The 18,807-nt window shown below is 54.1% G+C and carries 18 protein-coding genes; 17 read left to right on the top strand and 1 reads right to left on the bottom strand.

Going from position 1 to position 18,807, the window contains the following annotated elements:
* Positions 1-98: 98 nt before the first annotated feature.
* The 9 genes from AXF19_RS11075 to queA are packed head-to-tail and all read left to right on the top strand — an operon-like array spanning position 99 to position 9,215.
* Positions 99-2,186: a transglycosylase domain-containing protein gene (locus tag AXF19_RS11075; RefSeq protein WP_066848829.1), complete on the top strand. Its 2,088-nt coding sequence runs from the start codon at positions 99-101 to the stop codon at positions 2,184-2,186.
* A gap of 12 nt (positions 2,187-2,198) precedes the next feature.
* The gene (gene tyrS, locus AXF19_RS11080) at positions 2,199-3,404 is read left to right on the top strand and encodes a tyrosine--tRNA ligase (protein WP_066848832.1); all 1,206 of its coding nucleotides are present in this window, start codon (positions 2,199-2,201) and stop codon (positions 3,402-3,404) included.
* Positions 3,405-3,443: 39 nt separating this feature from the next.
* Positions 3,444-4,172 carry a YebC/PmpR family DNA-binding transcriptional regulator gene (locus tag AXF19_RS11085; RefSeq protein WP_066848835.1) on the top strand — a complete coding sequence of 243 codons (729 nt, stop codon included), beginning with the start codon at positions 3,444-3,446 and terminating at the stop codon, positions 4,170-4,172.
* Between the two features lie 59 nt (positions 4,173-4,231).
* The gene (gene ruvC, locus AXF19_RS11090; RefSeq protein ID WP_066850250.1) at positions 4,232-4,726 is read left to right on the top strand and encodes a crossover junction endodeoxyribonuclease RuvC; all 495 of its coding nucleotides are present in this window, start codon (positions 4,232-4,234) and stop codon (positions 4,724-4,726) included.
* A gap of 19 nt (positions 4,727-4,745) precedes the next feature.
* Positions 4,746-5,348 (top strand): Holliday junction branch migration protein RuvA, encoded by a 603-nt coding sequence (gene ruvA / locus AXF19_RS11095; protein WP_066848838.1) that lies wholly within the window; start codon positions 4,746-4,748, stop codon positions 5,346-5,348.
* Between the two features lie 12 nt (positions 5,349-5,360).
* Positions 5,361-6,398 (top strand): Holliday junction branch migration DNA helicase RuvB, encoded by a 1,038-nt coding sequence (ruvB, locus tag AXF19_RS11100; RefSeq protein ID WP_066848842.1) that lies wholly within the window; start codon positions 5,361-5,363, stop codon positions 6,396-6,398.
* A 1-nt stretch (position 6,399) separates the two neighbouring features.
* Entirely contained in the window at positions 6,400-6,996 is a 597-nt protein-coding gene (locus tag AXF19_RS11105) for an epoxyqueuosine reductase QueH (RefSeq protein WP_066848844.1), read from the top strand.
* Positions 6,997-7,017: 21 nt separating this feature from the next.
* Positions 7,018-8,166 (top strand): SpoIID/LytB domain-containing protein, encoded by a 1,149-nt coding sequence (locus AXF19_RS11110; protein WP_066848845.1) that lies wholly within the window; start codon positions 7,018-7,020, stop codon positions 8,164-8,166.
* 17 nt (positions 8,167-8,183) lie between these two features.
* The gene (gene queA / locus AXF19_RS11115) at positions 8,184-9,215 is read left to right on the top strand and encodes a tRNA preQ1(34) S-adenosylmethionine ribosyltransferase-isomerase QueA (RefSeq protein WP_066848847.1); all 1,032 of its coding nucleotides are present in this window, start codon (positions 8,184-8,186) and stop codon (positions 9,213-9,215) included.
* A 34-nt stretch (positions 9,216-9,249) separates the two neighbouring features.
* On the opposite strand, the gene AXF19_RS11120 is transcribed toward queA, so the two are convergent.
* A complete protein-coding gene (locus AXF19_RS11120; RefSeq protein WP_066848850.1) occupies positions 9,250-10,869 on the bottom strand; it encodes an SGNH/GDSL hydrolase family protein in 1,620 nt (539 codons plus the stop codon).
* A gap of 40 nt (positions 10,870-10,909) precedes the next feature.
* On the opposite strand from AXF19_RS11120, the gene cobO reads away from it, so the two are divergent.
* The 8 genes from cobO to AXF19_RS11160 all read left to right on the top strand — a co-directional run.
* Positions 10,910-11,446: a cob(I)yrinic acid a,c-diamide adenosyltransferase gene (cobO, locus tag AXF19_RS11125; protein WP_066848853.1), complete on the top strand. Its 537-nt coding sequence runs from the start codon at positions 10,910-10,912 to the stop codon at positions 11,444-11,446.
* Positions 11,447-11,650: 204 nt separating this feature from the next.
* Positions 11,651-13,303, top strand: coding sequence for a dihydroxy-acid dehydratase (gene ilvD / locus AXF19_RS11130; protein ID WP_066848856.1), 1,653 nt, complete (start codon positions 11,651-11,653; stop codon positions 13,301-13,303).
* A 144-nt stretch (positions 13,304-13,447) separates the two neighbouring features.
* Positions 13,448-13,939 (top strand): tRNA (cytidine(34)-2'-O)-methyltransferase, encoded by a 492-nt coding sequence (locus tag AXF19_RS11135; RefSeq protein ID WP_066848859.1) that lies wholly within the window; start codon positions 13,448-13,450, stop codon positions 13,937-13,939.
* A complete protein-coding gene (gene murB / locus AXF19_RS11140; RefSeq protein ID WP_066848868.1) occupies positions 13,939-14,850 on the top strand; it encodes a UDP-N-acetylmuramate dehydrogenase in 912 nt (303 codons plus the stop codon). The genes AXF19_RS11135 and murB overlap by 1 nt, the downstream gene beginning before the upstream one ends.
* 43 nt (positions 14,851-14,893) lie before the next feature.
* A complete protein-coding gene (locus tag AXF19_RS11145) occupies positions 14,894-15,853 on the top strand; it encodes a bifunctional riboflavin kinase/FAD synthetase (protein WP_066848870.1) in 960 nt (319 codons plus the stop codon).
* Positions 15,854-15,938: 85 nt separating this feature from the next.
* Complete coding sequence (gene rpsO, locus AXF19_RS11150) at positions 15,939-16,205, top strand: 30S ribosomal protein S15 (protein ID WP_006306336.1); 267 nt, start codon at positions 15,939-15,941, stop codon at positions 16,203-16,205.
* 125 nt (positions 16,206-16,330) lie between these two features.
* Positions 16,331-18,400, top strand: coding sequence for a polyribonucleotide nucleotidyltransferase (locus AXF19_RS11155; protein WP_066848872.1), 2,070 nt, complete (start codon positions 16,331-16,333; stop codon positions 18,398-18,400).
* A partial coding sequence (locus tag AXF19_RS11160) for a cob(I)yrinic acid a,c-diamide adenosyltransferase (RefSeq protein WP_066848874.1) occupies positions 18,400-18,807 on the top strand: 408 nt, incomplete at its 3' end. The genes AXF19_RS11155 and AXF19_RS11160, both read left to right, overlap by 1 nt.

Below are 18,807 nucleotides of genomic sequence, written 5' to 3' on the forward strand. Positions count from 1 at the left end.
TTGAGAAAATATCCTTACAAAACTTGCAGTTTGTGTTAAAATAAGGGGAATTGGACGCACAATGCTCCGTGGAGAGACATCCAGACAGGAAGGTATCTATGCAGAAAAGCGAAAAGAAAACAACAAAGAAGTCAAATAACGGCTCCATTTTTGGAAAAGCGATTCTCGTCATGGGTTTGATCCTGTTCGTCATGATCATTGGCGTCGGATGCGGATTCCTCACGGCAAGTCTGAATACCAGACCGAATCTCGCGGAGGATATTGTGCCGCCGGCATCGTCGCAGATCTATGATATTCACGGCAATGAGATTGCCAATATCCATGCCGCTGAAAATCGCAGACCTGTCAGCATCAATGAGATTCCGAAGGATCTACAGAATGCCTTCATTGCCGTTGAGGATAATCGGTTCTACGATCACATCGGCATTGATCCCCGTGGCATTATGCGTGCTGTTTGGGCAAATATCAGTGGACGCGAACTCACGGAGGGCGGTTCTACGATCACGCAGCAGCTGGCCAAGAATGCCTATCTGACGCAGGATCGGACACTGAAGCGCAAGATACAGGAAGTATTTCTGGCACTTCAGCTCGAGCGTCAGTATACGAAGCAGGAAATCCTCGAACTCTATATGAACCAGATTTATTTTGGTCAGGGAGCTTATGGCGTTCAGGCAGCAGCACATACCTATTTTGGCAAGGATGTCAAGGATCTGACGCTGAATGAATGTGCCATGCTCGCAGGTATCCCCAAGAGTCCGAACTACTATTCTCCGATCAACAATATGGAGGCGGCAACCGAGCGCAAGGAAGTCGTTCTCGATCAGATGGTCAAATATGGCTATATCACCGAGCGGGAAGCAAATGCTGCAAAAAAGGAACCGCTCGCCATCGCGAAGAGCAATAATGACGGCGGAGATGGCCCCTCCTATTTCGTGGACTATGTGCTGCAGCAGCTGGCCGAGAAATACGGCGATGATGCCATCTATAAGGATGGGCTGAAGATCTACACCACCATTGACATGGATCTCCAAGCGGCGGCGGAAAGCGCCATGCAGAACCTTCCTACATACTACACGGATGCGAACGGCATCGTCCAGCCGCAGGGCGCGCTGGTCGCCATCGACCCGCACACAGGATACATCCGTGCAATGGTCGGCGGCCGCGGGACAGATCAGTTCAATCGTGCGACGCAGGCAGTGCGTCAGCCCGGTTCTGCATTCAAGCCCTTCGTCTTTGCTGCAGCGCTTGAGAATAACTACACGCCGGATACTGTCATCGACGACAAGCCGCTCAATATCGGCGGATGGGAGCCACAGAATTACAGCCGTAACTTCTCGGGCAAGGTGCGCCTGCGCGATGTCGTACAATGGTCGCTGAATGTTCCGACGGTTCGTATTGCACAGGACATTGGCATCGACAAGGCAATCTATTATGCGCAGCAAATGGGCATATCGACATTTGTGCTCGACGGTGCAACGAACGACCGCAATCTTGCCATCGCGCTGGGCGGTATGACGCGTGGCGTCACCCCACTCGAGCTCACGAGTGCGTATGGTACGTTTGCGAATCGTGGCATCCATGTTCAGCCGATTTCCATTCTCCGCGTCGTCTCACGTACGGGCAAGGTACTCGAGGAGGCGGAGCGGAAGGAAAAGAGCGTCATCTCCGCAGCGAACGCCGCCACAATGACGGCGATGATGGAGGAGGTCATCCGACGTGGTACGGGTACACGTGCCGACATCGGCAGACCTGCGGCGGGAAAGACGGGTACGACCAGCGACTATCACGATGCGTGGTTTGTTGGATATACGCCCGATCTTGTGGCAGGTGTCTGGATTGGCAACGACAGCGAGGGTGATCTGCCCGGTATGGCGGGCGGGACGACGCCTGCCGCCATCTGGCAGGCATTCATGCTGAAGGCGAACGCAGGGCTTCCCGTAAGTCATTTCGAAAGCTCTCCCGCCTTTGCCGCATCGTCTGCAACGGAGCTTCCGACTGAAGATCCTGAAAAGAAAAAGGACGATCCGAAAAAAAAGGACGATAAAGGGAAGGACACGGGGAAGACGACGACCTCCGGCTCCAATAAGAGCGAGACAAACAGCGCACAGCCTCCGTCGCACGGCACATCTCCGCCATCAGGAGATGCGCCCGAGCCTGGTATGGGCGTAGAAAAAGGACAGAACTGAGAAAGAGGGAATATATTGAACGCCATTGATATACTGAAAGAGCGCGGTTTTCTTGCACAATGCACCGATGAGGACGGTTTGCGCGAGCTTCTCGGGCAGGAGCAGGTTTCCTTTTACACCGGCTTTGACCCCACGGCAGACAGCCTCCATGCAGGTCATTTGATCGCGCTCATGGCAATGTCGCATTTGCAGCGTGCAGGACATCGTCCCATCTGTCTCGTTGGAGGCGGCACCGGAACGGTTGGAGATCCGTCGGGACGCACGGATATGCGCAAGGTGATGACGGATGAGACCATTCGTCATAATTGCGACTGCTTCCGCAGGCAGATCTCGCGCTTCATTGACTTCTCGAATGATCGGGCGATCATGGTGGATAACGGGGACTGGCTGCGCAAGCTCAACTACATCGAACTCCTGCGTGATGTCGGTTCGCATTTCACCGTCAATCGTATGCTTGCGGCAGAAAGCTATAAGCAGCGCTGGGAGAAGGGGCTGACCTTCCTCGAGTTCAACTATATGATTATGCAGGCGTATGATTTCCTCGAGCTCAACAAACGCTATGGCTGCAAGCTGGAAATGGGCGGAGATGATCAGTGGTCGAATATCATCGCAGGTGTCGAGCTCTGCCGCCGCAAGAAGAATATCACGGTGTTCGGACTCACGAATAAGCTGCTGACAAAGAGCGATGGCACGAAGATGGGCAAGACAGCGGGCGGCGCACTCTGGCTCGATCCCGAGAAAACCTCGCCCTATGACTTCTACCAGTACTGGCGCAATATCGACGATGCCGATGTCGAGATCTGTCTCTCCCTGCTCACCTATCTTCCGATGGATGAAGTGCGTCGCCTCTCGGCAGCCGAGGGACAGGAGATCAATCGATCCAAGGAGATCCTCGCATATGAGGCGACCAAGATCGTCCACGGGGAAGAGGAGGCGCAGAAGGCGCAGGAGATGGCAAAGGCGCTCTTCGGCGGCGGTATGGCGGCGGAGCTTCCGCAGATTCGCGCTGCAATCGGCGAAAAACTTGTGGATGTGCTCACGCGCGGCGATGTATTCCCGTCGAAGGGGGAGGCACGCCGCATGATCCAGCAGGGCGGGCTCACGCTGAACGATGTCCGCATTGAGGATGAGCACTATGTTCTCAGCGAGAACGATTTCTCTGAGGGCACTGCGCTTGTCAAAAAAGGAAAGAAAAAGCACTATCAGCTTGTATATTGACCTCCTCCATGCAGAGTGGGTCAGGAAGGAGACCAAACAATGTCGGGACATTCAAAATGGGCAAATATCAAACGTAAGAAGGGGGCAAATGACGCCATTCGCGGAAAGATCACAACGAAGATCGGACGTGAGATCACGATTGCCGTCCGCATGGGCGGCGGAGACCCCACGGGCAATATGCGCCTAAAGCTCGCGCTTTCCAAGGCGAAGGCAAATAATATTCCCAAGGACAATATCAATCGTGCCATCCAGAAGGGGCTTGGCACGACCGAGGGAAGCAACTACGAAGAAGTCCTCTATGAGGGCTACGGGCCGGGCGGTACTGCCGTCATGCTTGACATCCTGACGGACAATCGCAATCGTACGGCAGCGGATGTGCGCCATCTCTTTTCAAAGTATGGCGGCAACCTCGGGCAGGACGGTTGCGTTGCGTGGATGTTCAAGAAAAAGGCGGTTTTTATCGTGGAGCGCGAGGCGTTTGACGATGAGGATGCCCTCCTTGAGATCGTCTTGGAGGCGGGCGCAGAGGATATGCGCTCCGAGGACGATGTCTTTGAAATCATTGCCGAGCCGGAGGCCTTTGAGGTGATCGAGACAGTCCTCGGAGAAAAGGGAATCGAGACGGCATCTGCCGAGGTGACGATGGTGCCCGATACGACAGTGCATCTCGCCGACAAGGACGCCGAAAAGATGCAGACCCTGATCGACACGCTCGAGGACAATGACGATGTCCAGAACGTCTACAGCAACTATGAAATGGATGAATAAGCAGAGGAGTGCTTATCAGAGTGCAGACGATGCGTCTGCACTCTTTTAAGAATGAGAAGATGTTAGTACTCGGTATCGATCCAGGAACTGCCATCTGCGGCTATGGCTTTGTGGAGCAGGAGGGTTCGCGTCTGCGCGCCCACGCCTATGGGGCAATCACGACGCCGTCCAAAATGGCGGTCGAAAAACGACTTTTGAAAATCTATACGGAATTGGAAGCGCTCATTCAAAAGTATTCTCCCGATGCAATGGGGGTGGAGCAGCTTTTTTTCAATCGGAATGTGACCACGGCGATTCCGGTCGGTCAGGCGCGCGGCATCGTGTTGCTCGCCGCTGCAAAGAACAATATTCCGATTGTGGAGCGTACGCCGTTGCAGGTCAAGCAGTCCGTGACGGGCTATGGAAAGGCAACGAAGGAACAGGTCATATACATGGTGACGAAGCTGCTGAACCTTCCCGCGCCGCCCCATCCGGACGATACGGCGGATGCACTTGCCGTCGCCATCAGTGCCGCGCACTGTGTAGACAGCATTGCATGGCGCAATTGCATCTAGATTGAGGAGCAGGGAAGCAATGATAGGTTTTTTACGCGGCAGGGTCGCGCATATTTTTTCGGATTACTGCTTTTTGGATGTCCGCGATGTCGGCTATCGCGTCTTCATATCACATGCGACGCGCACACATCTCTCCGTCGGTGAGGAGGCTCTGCTTTACGTGCATACACACGTACGTGAGGATGCAATCCTTCTCTATGGATTCTTCTCGCAGGAGGAGTACGACCTCTTCCAGCATCTGATCGGCATTTCCGGCATCGGACCGAAGGTCGCGCAGGGGATACTCTCTTCAACTTCTGCAAACGATTTCTACCGAATGATTCATCAGAAGGATGTCAAGGCGATTACAAAGCTGCCGGGCATTGGCAAAAAGACCGCCGAGCGCATTATATTGGAGCTCAAGGATAAAATTTCATCTGCCGACTTCGATGCGTCCTCCGAGCCCGTTGATACGGTCGATATTCACGAAGGCACGGGCGATATGATTGCCGAGGCGACCGAAGCGCTCCTCAGTCTCGGCTTCCAGCAGAGTGAGATTCAGGCGGTGTTCAGGAAGAAGAGCGACGGAGAGAGTACGGAAGAACTCGTCCGCTATGCGCTGTCCGAGCTGCAGCGGTTTTGAGAGGGGGATTTGATGACGGATATGTATGAGGATGAGGAACTCATCTCCTTCGAGGAGCAGGCTGCAGACGGCTGGCAGTACAGTCTGCGCCCGCGTCGGCTGAACGAATACATCGGGCAGGACAAGGTGAAGTCGAATCTGTCCAAATTCATACAGGCGGCGCTCTCACGGCATGAGTCCTTGGATCACGTGCTGCTCTACGGTCCCCCCGGACTTGGCAAAACAACGCTTGCCGCAATCATTGCAAATGAGATGGGTGCGAATTTCCGCCAAACCTCGGCGCCCGCCATTGAACGGCAGGGGGATCTTGCGTCCCTGCTTACAAATTTGCAGGAGCATGATGTCCTCTTTATTGACGAGATACATCGCCTTTCCCGCCATGTTGAAGAGATTCTCTACTCTGCGATGGAGGATCATGCGATTGACATCATCATCGGGAAAGGACCGAGTGCACGCTCTCTGAGGCTCGACCTCGCACCGTTCACCCTCGTCGGCGCAACGACCAAGACGGGGGCTCTTTCGGCGCCTCTGCGCGACCGCTTCGGCATTCAGTCGCGCCTCGAATACTATACGCCGGAAGCGCTGCTCCTCATTATCGAGCGTACGGCAGAGATTCTTTCCGTCCGCATTGAGCGGGAGGGGGCGCTCGAGATTGCGCGGCGATCGCGGGGGACGCCACGTGTGGCAAACCGTATTCTGAAACGCGTGCGTGACATTGCACAGGTGGCGGGGGAGACGGTTATATCGAAGGCGGTGACGGTCGAGGCGTTGGAGGCACTCGAGATCGATGAGAACGGTCTCGAAAACAAGGATCGCTACATGCTCGAGGTTATGATTCGGAAGTTCTCCGGCGGTCCTGTCGGACTGAAGACCCTTGCAGCGGCTCTCAGCGAGATGGTGGAAACCATCGAGGATGTCTACGAACCCTATCTGATTCAGCTTGGTTTTATCGCGCGTACGGCACGCGGGCGGATTGTCACGCGCGGCGGATACGAGCATATGGGGATTCCGTTTCCTGCGAATGATGACAGACAAGGAGAACTGCTCTGAGATGAATCTGCTCATGCACATGTGCTGCGGACCATGTTCCTGCTACCCATTAAAAAAACTGCGTGCTGATGGAATCGAGCCCACAGGATACTTCTTCAATCCCAATATCCACCCCTATCAGGAGTGGAATGAACGTCTGCAGAATGCACGGAAATTTGCCGAGCTCTCGCAGATGGACTTCATTGCAGACGAGGAGTATGCAATGCGCGAGTTCCTGAAACGGGCTCTGCCGGCGGAGGGGACGCGCAAAGGCCGCTGCCGTATGTGCTATACATGGCGGTTGGAGGAAACGGCACGCTATGCTGCAGCACACGGCTTTGATACGTTCACATCCACGCTCTTTTACAGCATTTATCAGCAGCATGATCTCATGCGCTCCGTTGCGGAACAATTTGCGAAGCGATACGGTGTTGCATTTTACTACGAGGACTTTCGTGTCGGCTGGCAGGAGGGAATCGACCTCAGCAAAGACATGGGACTCTACCGTCAGTCCTACTGCGGCTGCGTATTCAGCGAAGAGGAGCGGTACAGTCGGGAGCTTCGCAAGCTGCAGCGCAAGGAAAACAAAGAGAAGAAACGCCTGCGGTTAATGGCATAACGGTCAGAAGAGGAGTTTGCTATGAATCGGTATCTTTTCCTATGTGTTTCCGTGCTCTTTGCTGCGATTACAGTTCTTCCTATGACGGCTACAGCATCATGGCAGCCCGAAATCACGATCGGGCTAAGCCAGGGCGTATCGCAAGTTCGTCTCTCGGCAACGAGCGGCGCTCTATACGTCTATAACGATCCGGAGAAAGAGCCGATGATGAAAATTCCGCAGGGACAAGAGCTTTCTGTTCGCATGATTCGGGATCGTTTTTTAGCAAATGAAAAGGAGCTCAAGGGCGAGCGTTTGGTGATTCAGCCAGAATCCACAGGCTTTGTTCAGGTGAATGGGATGCCCTATCGCGGATTTATCACTCTTTTGAAGAAGCAGGGGATGACCGTCGTCAACAATGTACCCGTGGAGGACTATCTCTACGGCGTCGTTCCGAAGGAGATGCCGCCGAGTTGGTCTGCCGAAGCGCTGCGTGCTCAGAGTGTGGCGGCGCGCACCTTTGCACTGAAGAACCGCAAGCGGCACATGGCGGAGGGATTTGACCTCTGTAATACCGCGCATTGTCAGGTCTATGAAGGTATGTCCGCTGAAACACGCGCAACGACAGAGGCTGTCAACAGTACGCGCGGAGAAGTGCTATTCTACAAGGGGGCTGTCATCGACGCACTCTTTCACACGGATTCGGGCGGGATGACCGAATTCAGCGAGCATGTGTGGGGGAGTCCCGTGCCCTATCTGCGGGCTGTGAAAGAGCTCCGTACGCAGACCCAACCGTGGAGCCGTACGGTCTCCATGGCATCCTTTGTGCAGAAAATCGAGGCAGGCGGTAAAAGTCTCGGTACGCTCAAAGAGATACGACTTTCTCCATTGACGATTGGAAAAGGCAGTGCTGACCGAACGCCGTCCGGGCGCGTTCGCATGGCAGAGTTTGTTGGAACGAAGGGGCGCATTAGTCTCTCGGGCAATGATCTCCGCTCCATGTTCTCGCTTCCGAGCACGCTGTTTGACATACGCGTGGGTCGTACAGAAGTTGTATTCAGCGGATATGGCTCCGGTCACGGACTGGGGCTGTCACAGTGGGGCGCAAAGGCGCTTGCAGACAGCGGGAAAGGATACAAGGACATTCTGCTCTACTACTATTCCGGCGTAACACTTGAAAAATTATACTAGGCAAGGTGCTTAATTACATGGATATTTCTGATTTTGACTATGATCTTCCGGAGGAACGCATTGCTCAGATTCCCATGGAGCCGCGCGACAGTTCGCGGCTTATGGTATTAGACCCATCCAATCATACGATAGAGCATCGGCGTTTTTTTCAGCTCGGAGACTTCCTGAAGCGGGGCGACCTTCTGATCTTCAACGATACGCGCGTCATTCCTGCGCGTCTCATTGGCGCGCGGGAGCACACGGGGGGCAAGGTCGAGGTCTTTCTCCTGCGTCAGATCGAAAAAGATCAATGGGAGGCATTGGTCAAGCCGGGGAGAAAGGTGCGCGTAGGCTCCGTCATCCAATTCTCGGAAGAATTATCCTGTGAGATTGTCGCTCATACGGATTTTGGCGGGCGTATCGTACGATTTATCTACGACGGCATCTTTGAGGAGATTCTGGATCGCTTGGGCACGATGCCGCTTCCCCCATACATTCATGAGAAGTTGGAAGATCGGGAGCGCTATCAGACGATCTACAGCCGTGTCAAAGGCTCGGCAGCTGCACCGACGGCCGGGTTGCACTTCACAGAGTCACTGATGGAGGAACTGCGGCAAAAGGGCATCCAATTTGGCTTTGTTACGCTTCATGTCGGGCTTGGAACATTTCGTCCCGTTCAGGTCGATACCATTGAAGATCATGTGATGCACAGCGAGTTTTATTCGGTTTCAGCGGAAACAGCAGAACTCATCCGCACAGCAAAGAAAGAGGGGCGGCGCGTTGTCGCTGTAGGAACAACGTCTATTCGCACACTGGAATCCGCAGCGTCGGCAACAGGGGTGGTCGAAGCGGGAACGGAGTGGACGGATATCTTCATCTATCCTGGGTATGAATTCAAGATTGTGGACGCTGTAATCACAAACTTTCACCTTCCTAAATCGACGCTCATCATGCTCATCAGCGCGTTTGCCGGGCGGGAGTTTACACTCGATGCATATCGAACGGCTGTCGAAGAGGGGTATCGATTCTTTTCCTTTGGCGACGCCATGCTCATCCAATCACGGCAATAAAAAACAACGCGATTTTTCATCGCGTTGTTTCTGCTTATGGAAGTTCGCGGAACAGCTCACGACATTCATTGATGATTTCCGCCATCATCCGCTTTCCGTTGATATCGGGATGCAGCCCGTCCGTCGAGAGAAGTGGATCCATGATGCGCTTCTCTTTGTCGTAGAAATGTGGCTCCATGTCCACATAGAATTCCTGTGCTCTGATCCACGTGTTGACGGCCATCATCTTCCATCTCCACGAGGGATCTGTCTCTGAGTGGAAGGCAAGTGAGATGCGTTCCGGATTGAGCGGCAGGAGTGTCAGGAAGATGGGGCGAATGCCGTGGTTCAAACATTTCTTTTGCAGCTCATCCAGATCGTCGATGATGTCCTGTGCCGTGACACCATAGGCGCGCAGACTGTTCGATCCGGTCAGAATCAGCAGATTTGCCGGATGCAGGGGAAGCACATCCTGCTCGAAGCGTTCCAGCGTAGTATGCGATGTATCGCCGCTGCGTCCGAGATTGAGGCATTCAAACGGCAGATAGGTTGTATAGCTGTACTCGAGGAATGCAGGCGAGCATGATATGGCGCCCCCGCCGTGCGTGATGCTGTCCCCGAGCGCCGCTGCATAGATGTGATTCGCCGCAGAATCGACGGTGAACGAGGCGAGATCCGACCACGTGCCGACTGTATTATCTTCGTCATCCAATCCGCGCACACGCCAGTAATATATGCCGGCATAGGGGCGCGCATACTCATCATAAACAGCGTTGGTGTCGGTGATCGTCTGTGCCCATGCGCGGTTTGGATCGGGGGTCGTTCCATGCTCCTCTGCGGGCAATTCCGTCAGCAGTTCGACCTCATAACGTGTCACACCGTTTAGAGGAATCCACTGATATACAGGATAGATGGGCTGATGGAAATCCATTACCTGATCGAAGGTGTTCGGAATCGGACGATTTGGAAAGTCTGCGGATTTGTCCAGATAAAGCTCCTCGGCGGGAGAGAATTCTCCGATTGCCTCGTGTTTCAGTCCGAGCGCCCGCACGCGCCAATATATCTTTTCGTAGGATTGATAGGCGCGCAGATCGGCTTGCCAGCCATTTGTGAAAATACTGCGCGTGCTCATCAGATGGTTTGTTGGTGAAGGATCTGTACCGCCCTCCTGTGCAGGTGGCGCGGAGAGCAGCTCGACCTCATAGAGCACCGCATTCGGAATGCTGTGCCAGAGCAGAAAGGGCTTGAGGCTGGCAGGTGCGTCCTCCGTATAGTGACGGATTGGAATGGGCGCTTTTGCCATGAAATACGGTGCCGCAATTGGTGTCGACGGGGATGTCACCGCACCAAACATTCCATAGGCTGTAATGCGATAATAGAATGGAATCGGAGCGGAGGAGACCTTGCAGGACGGCGTGGTGCTGAACTCTGTTTTTACGTGTTCATAGATGGACTCTTCGGCGATTGCCCCCGTTGTCTTGATGTAGGTATCAATGCGATAATAGCAGGGATAGGGAAGACGCTCCCACACGAGTGTGGAACTGCCGTCTGTTTCGTGAACTTCGGCTGTAATGTCCATCTGTTTCAGGTGCAGGACGTCCATTTTCTCGATGAGGAAAATACAGCCGAGGACGGCGAGAAAAATAATACCCGTGAAAAAAAAGTAATGCTTCATGCGTTCACCCAAATATTTTGTAGAAAGTTGAGGAATTCATATGGAAAACAAAGGTCTTGTCATCGTTCACACCGGTGAAGGAAAGGGGAAGACAACGGCGGCTCTGGGAATGGCGCTGCGTGCATGGGGAAATCATATGCGCGTGCTCATTCTGCAATTCATCAAGGGCAGTTGGAACTACGGCGAACTCGCTGCAATCGAAGCCCTCTCATCCATGAATGGCTGCATCGAGATCAGGCAGGGGGGGCTTGGTTTTTCGCAGAGAGGTGACGACGCAAAGGAAGAACACCGCCGCGCTGCTGTCGAACTTCTCCAAACGGCAATGACAGAGCTCCAGAGCGATACGTGGGACATGGTCATTCTCGATGAGTTCAACTATGCATACTCCTTTGGATTTATCCAATCGGATGATCTGGAGATGCTGCTCGCAGCACGTCCCGCAAGAACCCACCTGATCCTCACGGGACGAAATGCCTCATCCGAACTCATCGACCAAGCCGATCTCGTCACCGAGATGCGCCTTGTGAAGCACCCCTTTCAAAAGGGAATCAAGGCACAGAGAGGGATTGAGTTTTAAGGAAACTCTGAGAATCTGCATGCGAGAAACAATCAGATTATAACACATTCACTCATCGTATGCCACGTGAGAACAGTGCTCTTTGAGATAAGCTGTTGAAAAAAATCATGGAATGCGTTAAAATCTCTGTCATGTGTTTATGTTATCTTTTATTTATGGAAGAGCATAGCTTCCATAAACGATAGTAGAATTAGGAGAGTTTTTATGAGAAGTGATGTCGTAAAAAAAGGGGCGACACGCTGTGCACATCGCTCGCTTTTTCATGCAAACGGATATGGTTCTGAAGATCTTAAAAAACCGCTGATTGGTGTCTGCAATTCGTTCAACGAGATTATTCCGGGACATTTTCACCTGAACACGATTGCGGAAGCCGTGAAGCTTGGTGTGGCAGCAGCCGGCGGAACGCCAATCGAATTCCCGTCCATTGGTGTCTGCGACGGTATTGCCATGGGGCACACGGGGATGAAATACTCCCTCGCAAGCCGAGAACTGATTGCGGACTCCATTGAGTCCGTTACAATGGCATCGGGATTTGACGGACTCGTCCTCATCCCGAACTGCGACAAGGTTGTACCGGGCATGCTCATGGCGGCGGCGCGGCTCAACATCCCCGCAATTCTCGTCAGCGGCGGCCCCATGCTTGCTGGGCGCCATCGCGGGCGCGATATTAGTGTCAGTCAGGCGTTCGAGGCGGCAGGCATGTTCGCGGCGGGGAAAATAGATGCGCGCGAGATGACAGCCATCGAGGAGCACGCCTGTCCCAGCTGCGGCTCCTGTTCCGGTCTGTTCACGGCGAATACGATGAACTCCTTGACCGAGGTGCTCGGCATGGGGCTTCCCGGCAACGGCACGATTCCAGCCCCCTATACGGGTGAGCGCCGCCTCCTTGCCAAGCAGGCAGGTGCCGTCATCCTCGACCTCATTGAGAAGAACATTTGCCCGCGCGATATTATGACGCGTGAGGCATTCGAGAATGCGATCACCGTTGACATGGGCATTGGCGGCTCTTCCAATACCGTTCTGCATCTCACGGCGATTGCACATGAGGCGGGTATCGAGCTGCCGCCGCCGCTCTTTGACGAAATCAGCAGACGCACGCCGTATATCACGAAGCTCAGTCCTGCCGGAACGCATCATATGCAGGATCTGAATGAGGCGGGCGGAATCTCGGCGGTGATGAAGGAGCTGTCGAAGAGGGCTCTGCTCCACTTGGATGCGCTGACCGTTACGGGAACAGTGCGCGATCGAATTGCACACGCAGAGGTTCTGGATTCTACGGTGATTCACAGCGTCGAGAATCCCTATCGTCCACAGGGCGGTCTTGCCATTCTGCGCGGGAATCTCGCACCGGACTGCGCCGTTGTCAAGGCGTCAGCGGTGGCGGACGATATGCTAACGTATCGCGGCACGGCAAAATGCTTCAACTCCGAGGAGGATGGTGTCAATGCCATCATGGAGGGGAAGATCCACGACGGCGATGTTGTCGTTATCCGCTATGAAGGCCCGAAGGGCGGCCCCGGGATGCAGGAAATGCTGAATCCGACGGCGGTCATCACGGGCATGGGGCTGAAGGTCGGTCTCATCACGGACGGGCGCTTCAGCGGCGCGAGTCAGGGCGCCTGCGTCGGACACATCTCGCCTGAGGCGATGTCGGGCGGTCCGATTGCGCTCATTGAGGACGGCGACACGATTCTGATCGACATTCCGAATCGAAAGCTCGAGCTCGAGGTCAGCGATGAGGAGCTTGCGCATCGCCGTGCGAAATGGGTACAGCCGGCGCCGAAGATCAACACGGGCTATCTTGCGCGCTATGCAAAGCTGACAACGTCTGCGAACACGGGTGCTGTTTTGCAGTAGGAATACATGCGACCCACAGGCCTTTCTGCTCCTGTGGGTTGTTTTTTTAAGGAATCGCTGATAAAATGAAGTCCGTGCTTCCTTAAGTGTAATTCGATATAATGACGTTGCATTATTTCTGGCAGAGAGTGAGGTCTCATATTCATGCACATTGTCCTTGTCGAGCCGGAAATCCCGGGAAACACAGGGAATATTGCGCGCCTATGCGCCGGTACGGGGATGGATCTCCATCTCGTGCGTCCACTCGGCTTTTCGACAGATGACAGATATTTGAAGCGGGCAGGGCTGGACTACTGGCATCTCGTCAAGGTGCACTATCATGACTCGTTTGCAGATGTGCAGCGGCAGTATGAGGGACATCCATTCTACTTCTGCACGACGAAGGCGGCGCATATCTACTCCGATATTTGCTATACATCGGATGCTCTTCTCGTCTTCGGAAAGGAGACTGCGGGTCTGCCGGAGTCCCTGCTGGCCGCAAATGAGGAGCATACGATACGCATACCGATGCACGCAGGCGCGCGTTCGCTGAATCTGTCCAACGCCGTTGCCGTCGTTGCATATGAGGCGCTGCGTCAAAACTCTTTTGCTGAACTGCGTCTTGCAGGAACGGGCTGCAATGGGGGAGATCATTGATGAACAAGGAATTCGTGCGTGCCTGTTACAGAGAGTTTGATGCCGCGCGGCTCTTTACCGATGCCCCTATGCGCTTTCATACGACGTTTCGGATCGGCGGGCCTGCGGATCTCCTCTTCTATCCGAAAAATACGGAGGAAGTCCAGCGGATTATCCGTATGGCGAGGGAATATGGCGAGAAGGTGACGCTGCTCGGAAACGGGTCCAATCTTTTGGTGCGTGACGGCGGTATTCGCGGTCTTGTCATACGATTCAGCCGAAAGATGGCGGCTCTGTCACGCGAGGGAACGGATCTCATCGTTGGCGCGGGGGCACTGTTGCGTGACGCCGCTGCTCGTGCACAGGAGTATGGACTCTCAGGGCTGGAATTTGCCTGTGGGATTCCCGGGAGCATGGGCGGGGCGGTCTTTATGAACGCCGGTGCCTATGACGGCGAGATGAAATCCGTCGTCGTGTCGGTCAAAACCGTTTCGCTCGAAGGCAATGTGCGTCTGTACTCCGCTGAGGAAATGGATTTCGGCTATCGGCACAGCATTTTTCATGGCTGCGATGAGGCAATTTGTGAAACGCGCCTGCATTTGCACGAAGATGACAAGGCTCTGATCCTTGCACGGATGGAAGATCTGAATCAGCGGCGCGAGAGCAAGCAGCCCTTGTCTTATCCGAGTGCGGGAAGTACGTTCAAGCGACCGCCCGGATACTTTGCGGGGACGCTGATCGATCAGACGGGATTAAAGGGTCTCACGGTCGGCGGCGCACAGGTTTCACAAAAACACGCGGGCTTTGTGATCAACATCGGCAATGCTACGGCAGACGATGTGCAGCAGCTGATCTCGATCATTCAGAAGCGGGTCTATGCAGCGCATGGCGTACAGCTTTTTCCGGAGCTGCGCATCATCGGAGAAGCCTAAGAGGTAGTTGCCAACACATTTTTGAGGAGTATGTTTCTTCTGCATGGAAAAATATAGTCAGCTTGTTGATTTTTCATCAAAACATCCTAGTATCGTCGTTGCACTTGGCATGTTTGACGGCCTTCATATCGGGCATCAGGAAATCATTCGGACTGCCGTCGCGAAAGCGCAGGAAATTAATGGAACTGCGCTTGTTTTTTCGTTTGCAAATCATCCACGTTCTGTGATTGCACCCGAAGGTGCACCGCGTCGCATTGGGAGCGACGCCGTGCGCGCCCGCATACTCAATCATCTCGGTGCAGACGCCCTCGTTGAAATCCCCTTTACCTCCGATTTTGCCGAAACGTCTGCCGATGATTTCATGCAGCTGCTGCAGCGCTGTTTTTCCCCGAAGTATATTGTCGTGGGAGAAAACTATACGTTTGGACGCGGCGGGAAGGGAACAACTGCACTTTTGCGGGAGAACTCCGAAACGTATGGATTTCAGCTGATCGTATGCCCCTCCGTGATGCGCGACGGCGCACCTGTGAGCAGTACGCGGATTCGCGCCTTGATTGCACAGGGAGAACTTGCGCGTGTGAGAGAGTATCTCGGCTATCCCTTTACCATCATCGGCACGGTGATTCACGGACAGGCACGAGGGCGGACACTCGGCTTTCCCACTGCGAACATTGCTCTGCGCGAGGACTATGAGCGTCTGCCAAACGGTGTCTACGCCGTGACGGTGATGCATCAGGGGCTGCTTTACTGTGGTGTTGCCAACATAGGAAACAATCCTACATTCGACGGCTGCGACCGACGCCTCGAAGTTCATCTTTTCGATTTTTCGGGAAATCTTTATGACAGCGAGATCATGGTCACATTCTATGAGAAAATACGGGATGAACTGCGATTTGCATCCGTTGATGCGCTCATCGCTCAGATTGCAGAGGATAAACGAGAAGTCGAACGAAAGTTTGAAAAAAGTTTTCATTTACAAGAAAATATTTCTATGGTAATATGATGAGCGCTAACAGAACCATGACTCAGATGACGAATAATCCGACGTTTTCTTGGTCAGTGGTGAAAAAATTATGAGGAGGATTCCAATGCTCACACAGGAAAAGAAACAGGAAATCATCAAGGAACATGCCGTCCATGAGGGCGACACGGGCTCGCCGGAGGTGCAGATCGCCGTTCTGACGGCACGCATCCAGTATTTGACGGAGCACCTGAAGGAACACAAGAAAGATCATCACTCGCGCCGTGGGCTTCTGAAGATGGTTGGACATCGTCGTCGCCTTCTGAGCTATCTGTATCAGACGGATATTGAGCGCTATCGCTCGATCATTACGAAGCTCAATCTGCGTAAGTAATATTCCGAACACGGAGAGAAAGAGCGGGGGATTCCCCGCTTTTTTGCTGTTGGGACAAGGATTCTATGATATTTTGTCGAATGCTTTTGTCATATGGAACGAATAGAGAGACCTAGGAGGATATTATGCAGTGTTTCGAAATTGAGTTGGGCGGACGAAAGCTCACCGTAGAACATGGGAAAATGGCAAAGCAGGCAAATGGCGCTGTTCTGGTTCGCTATGGCGATACCGTAGTCTTGGTGACGGCGACGGCTTCGAGTGCTCCGCGTGAGGGCGTTGACTTCTTCCCGCTGACGGTGGACTACGAGGAGAAGATGTATGCGGCGGGAAAGATTCCCGGCGGATTCATCAAGAGAGAAGGACGCCCCAGCAGCGATGCTGTGCTCTGCGCGCGCCTGATTGACCGTCCCATCCGCCCGCTGTTCCCCGAGGGCTTTCGGAATGACGTTCAAATCGTGGCAACAGTTCTCTGCGTAGAGCAGGACAATCCTCCGGAAATCGCCGCCATGCTCGGTGCTTCCTGTGCTCTCACTGTGTCGGACATTCCCTTTATGGGGCCGATTGCCGGCGTTCGTGTCGGCTATGTCGATGGCGCATTTGTCATCAATCCGACGGAGGCGCAGAGGGAAGTTTCGCAGCTCAATCTTACGGTAGCGGGTTCCTATGACGCTGTAATGATGGTCGAGGCAGGTGCAAATGAGCTTTCTGAGGAAGTGGTCCTCGATGCGATCCTCTTTGGTCATGCCGAGATTCGCCGTCTTGTCGCGTTCCAGAACGATATCCAAGCAGCCTGCGGTAAGGAGAAACAGACACCCGCCATCTTCACTGTCTCCGAGGAGCTCGAATCCAAGGTGCGCTCCTATGCCGAGGAGCGTCTCGACGCCGCAACGCGCAACAGTGACAAGCTCATGCGCGACGCAGATATTTCCGCGATAAAAGCGGAGACGGTAGAACATTTCATCGAGGAGTATCCGGACGCCGCGAAGGAGATTTCGCAGATTCTCTACAAGATCGAAAAGGGCATTGTCCGCCATATGATTACGCACGAGAAAATTCGTCCGGACGGTCGTGCGCTGGACGAGGTGCGTCCTGTCAGCTGTGAGGTCGGCATTCTGCCGCGCACGCATGGCTCCGGGCTTTTCACCAGAGGTCAGACACAGGTGCTCACCGTCACCACGCTCGGCTCGATCGGAGATGAACAGATTATCGACGGGCTTGGACCCGAGACGACGAAGCATTATCTGCACCACTATAATTTCCCGGGCTACAGTGTCGGAGAGGCGCGCCCCATGCGCAGCCCCGGACGGCGTGAGATCGGACATGGTGCACTCGCGGAGCGTGCGCTCTTTCCGATGATTCCGTCGATTGAGGATTTCCCGTATACGATTCGTCTCGTATCGGAGATTCTCGAGTCGAATGGCTCGAGTTCGATGGGCAGCGTTTGCGGCAGTACGCTTTCCCTGATGTGCGCGGGTGTTCCGATCAAGCGTCCCGTTTCCGGTGTTGCAATGGGGCTTGTGCGCGATGGGGACGACTATTCCATCCTGACCGATATTCAGGGGATGGAGGACGCGCTCGGCGACATGGATTTCAAGGTCGCCGGCACCTCCAAGGGTATCACGGCGATCCAGATGGACATCAAGATCGCCGGGATTACGCGCGATATCCTTGCGGCGGCACTTGCACAGGCAAAGCAGGGAAGGGCATTCATCCTTGAAAAAATGCTCGAATGCATCGCCCAGCCTGCGGCTGAACTCTCCCCATATGCGCCGCGCGTAGAGGTTATCACCATTGACATTGACAAGATCCGCGATGTCATCGGAACGGGCGGCAAAGTTGTCCGCAAGATCATTGATGAAACAGGCGTCGATGTCGATATCCATGAGGACGGCAATATCTTCATCACATCGCCCAACATGGAGGCGATGGATCGCGCGCGCAAGATGATCGAGGATATCGTGCGCGAGGTTGAGGTCGGCGAGGTGTATACGGGGCGCGTCACGCGCTTCCTGAAGTTCGGCGCGTTCGTCGAGCTCCTTCCCGGCAAGGAAGGTCTTTGCCATATCTCGCAGCTTGCAAAACATCGCGTCGAGAGCGTCGAGGATGTTGTGAAGATCGGCGATCAGCTTGAGGTCAAGGTCATCGAAATCGACGAGAAGGGACGTATCAACGTCAGCCACAAGGCTCTTCTCTGATGATTCAGGTCTACACCGGAGACGGGAAGGGGAAGACGACGGCGGCAATTGGTCTTACCATTCGCGCGCTGGGCGCAGGTCATCGTGTGTTTCTCATGCAGTTTATGAAGAGCCTTGCCTACAGCGAGCAGCATATTTTGCAGAAAATGCCGAATCTGACGCTTGAGACCACGGGTAAGCCCTTCTTTATTGCAGAAGAGGGGATGATGGATGAACGCGCGCGCGAGGCGTTTGGGGATGATGTCGTTATTTTCCCCAAGGGACAGCCGCCCGATGATTATGTCGCCTTGCTCACATCGGGGCTTGCGCGAGCACTGTCTGTCATATCCAAAGGAGAGACGGATCTCGTCATTCTCGATGAGATCAACATCGCCCTTTCCTTTGGACTCTTGCGGCGTGAGCAGATG

It is taken from the genome of Selenomonas sp. oral taxon 126, assembly GCF_001683335.1.
In the GTDB taxonomy this organism is placed as follows: Bacteria; Bacillota; Negativicutes; order Selenomonadales; family Selenomonadaceae; genus Centipeda.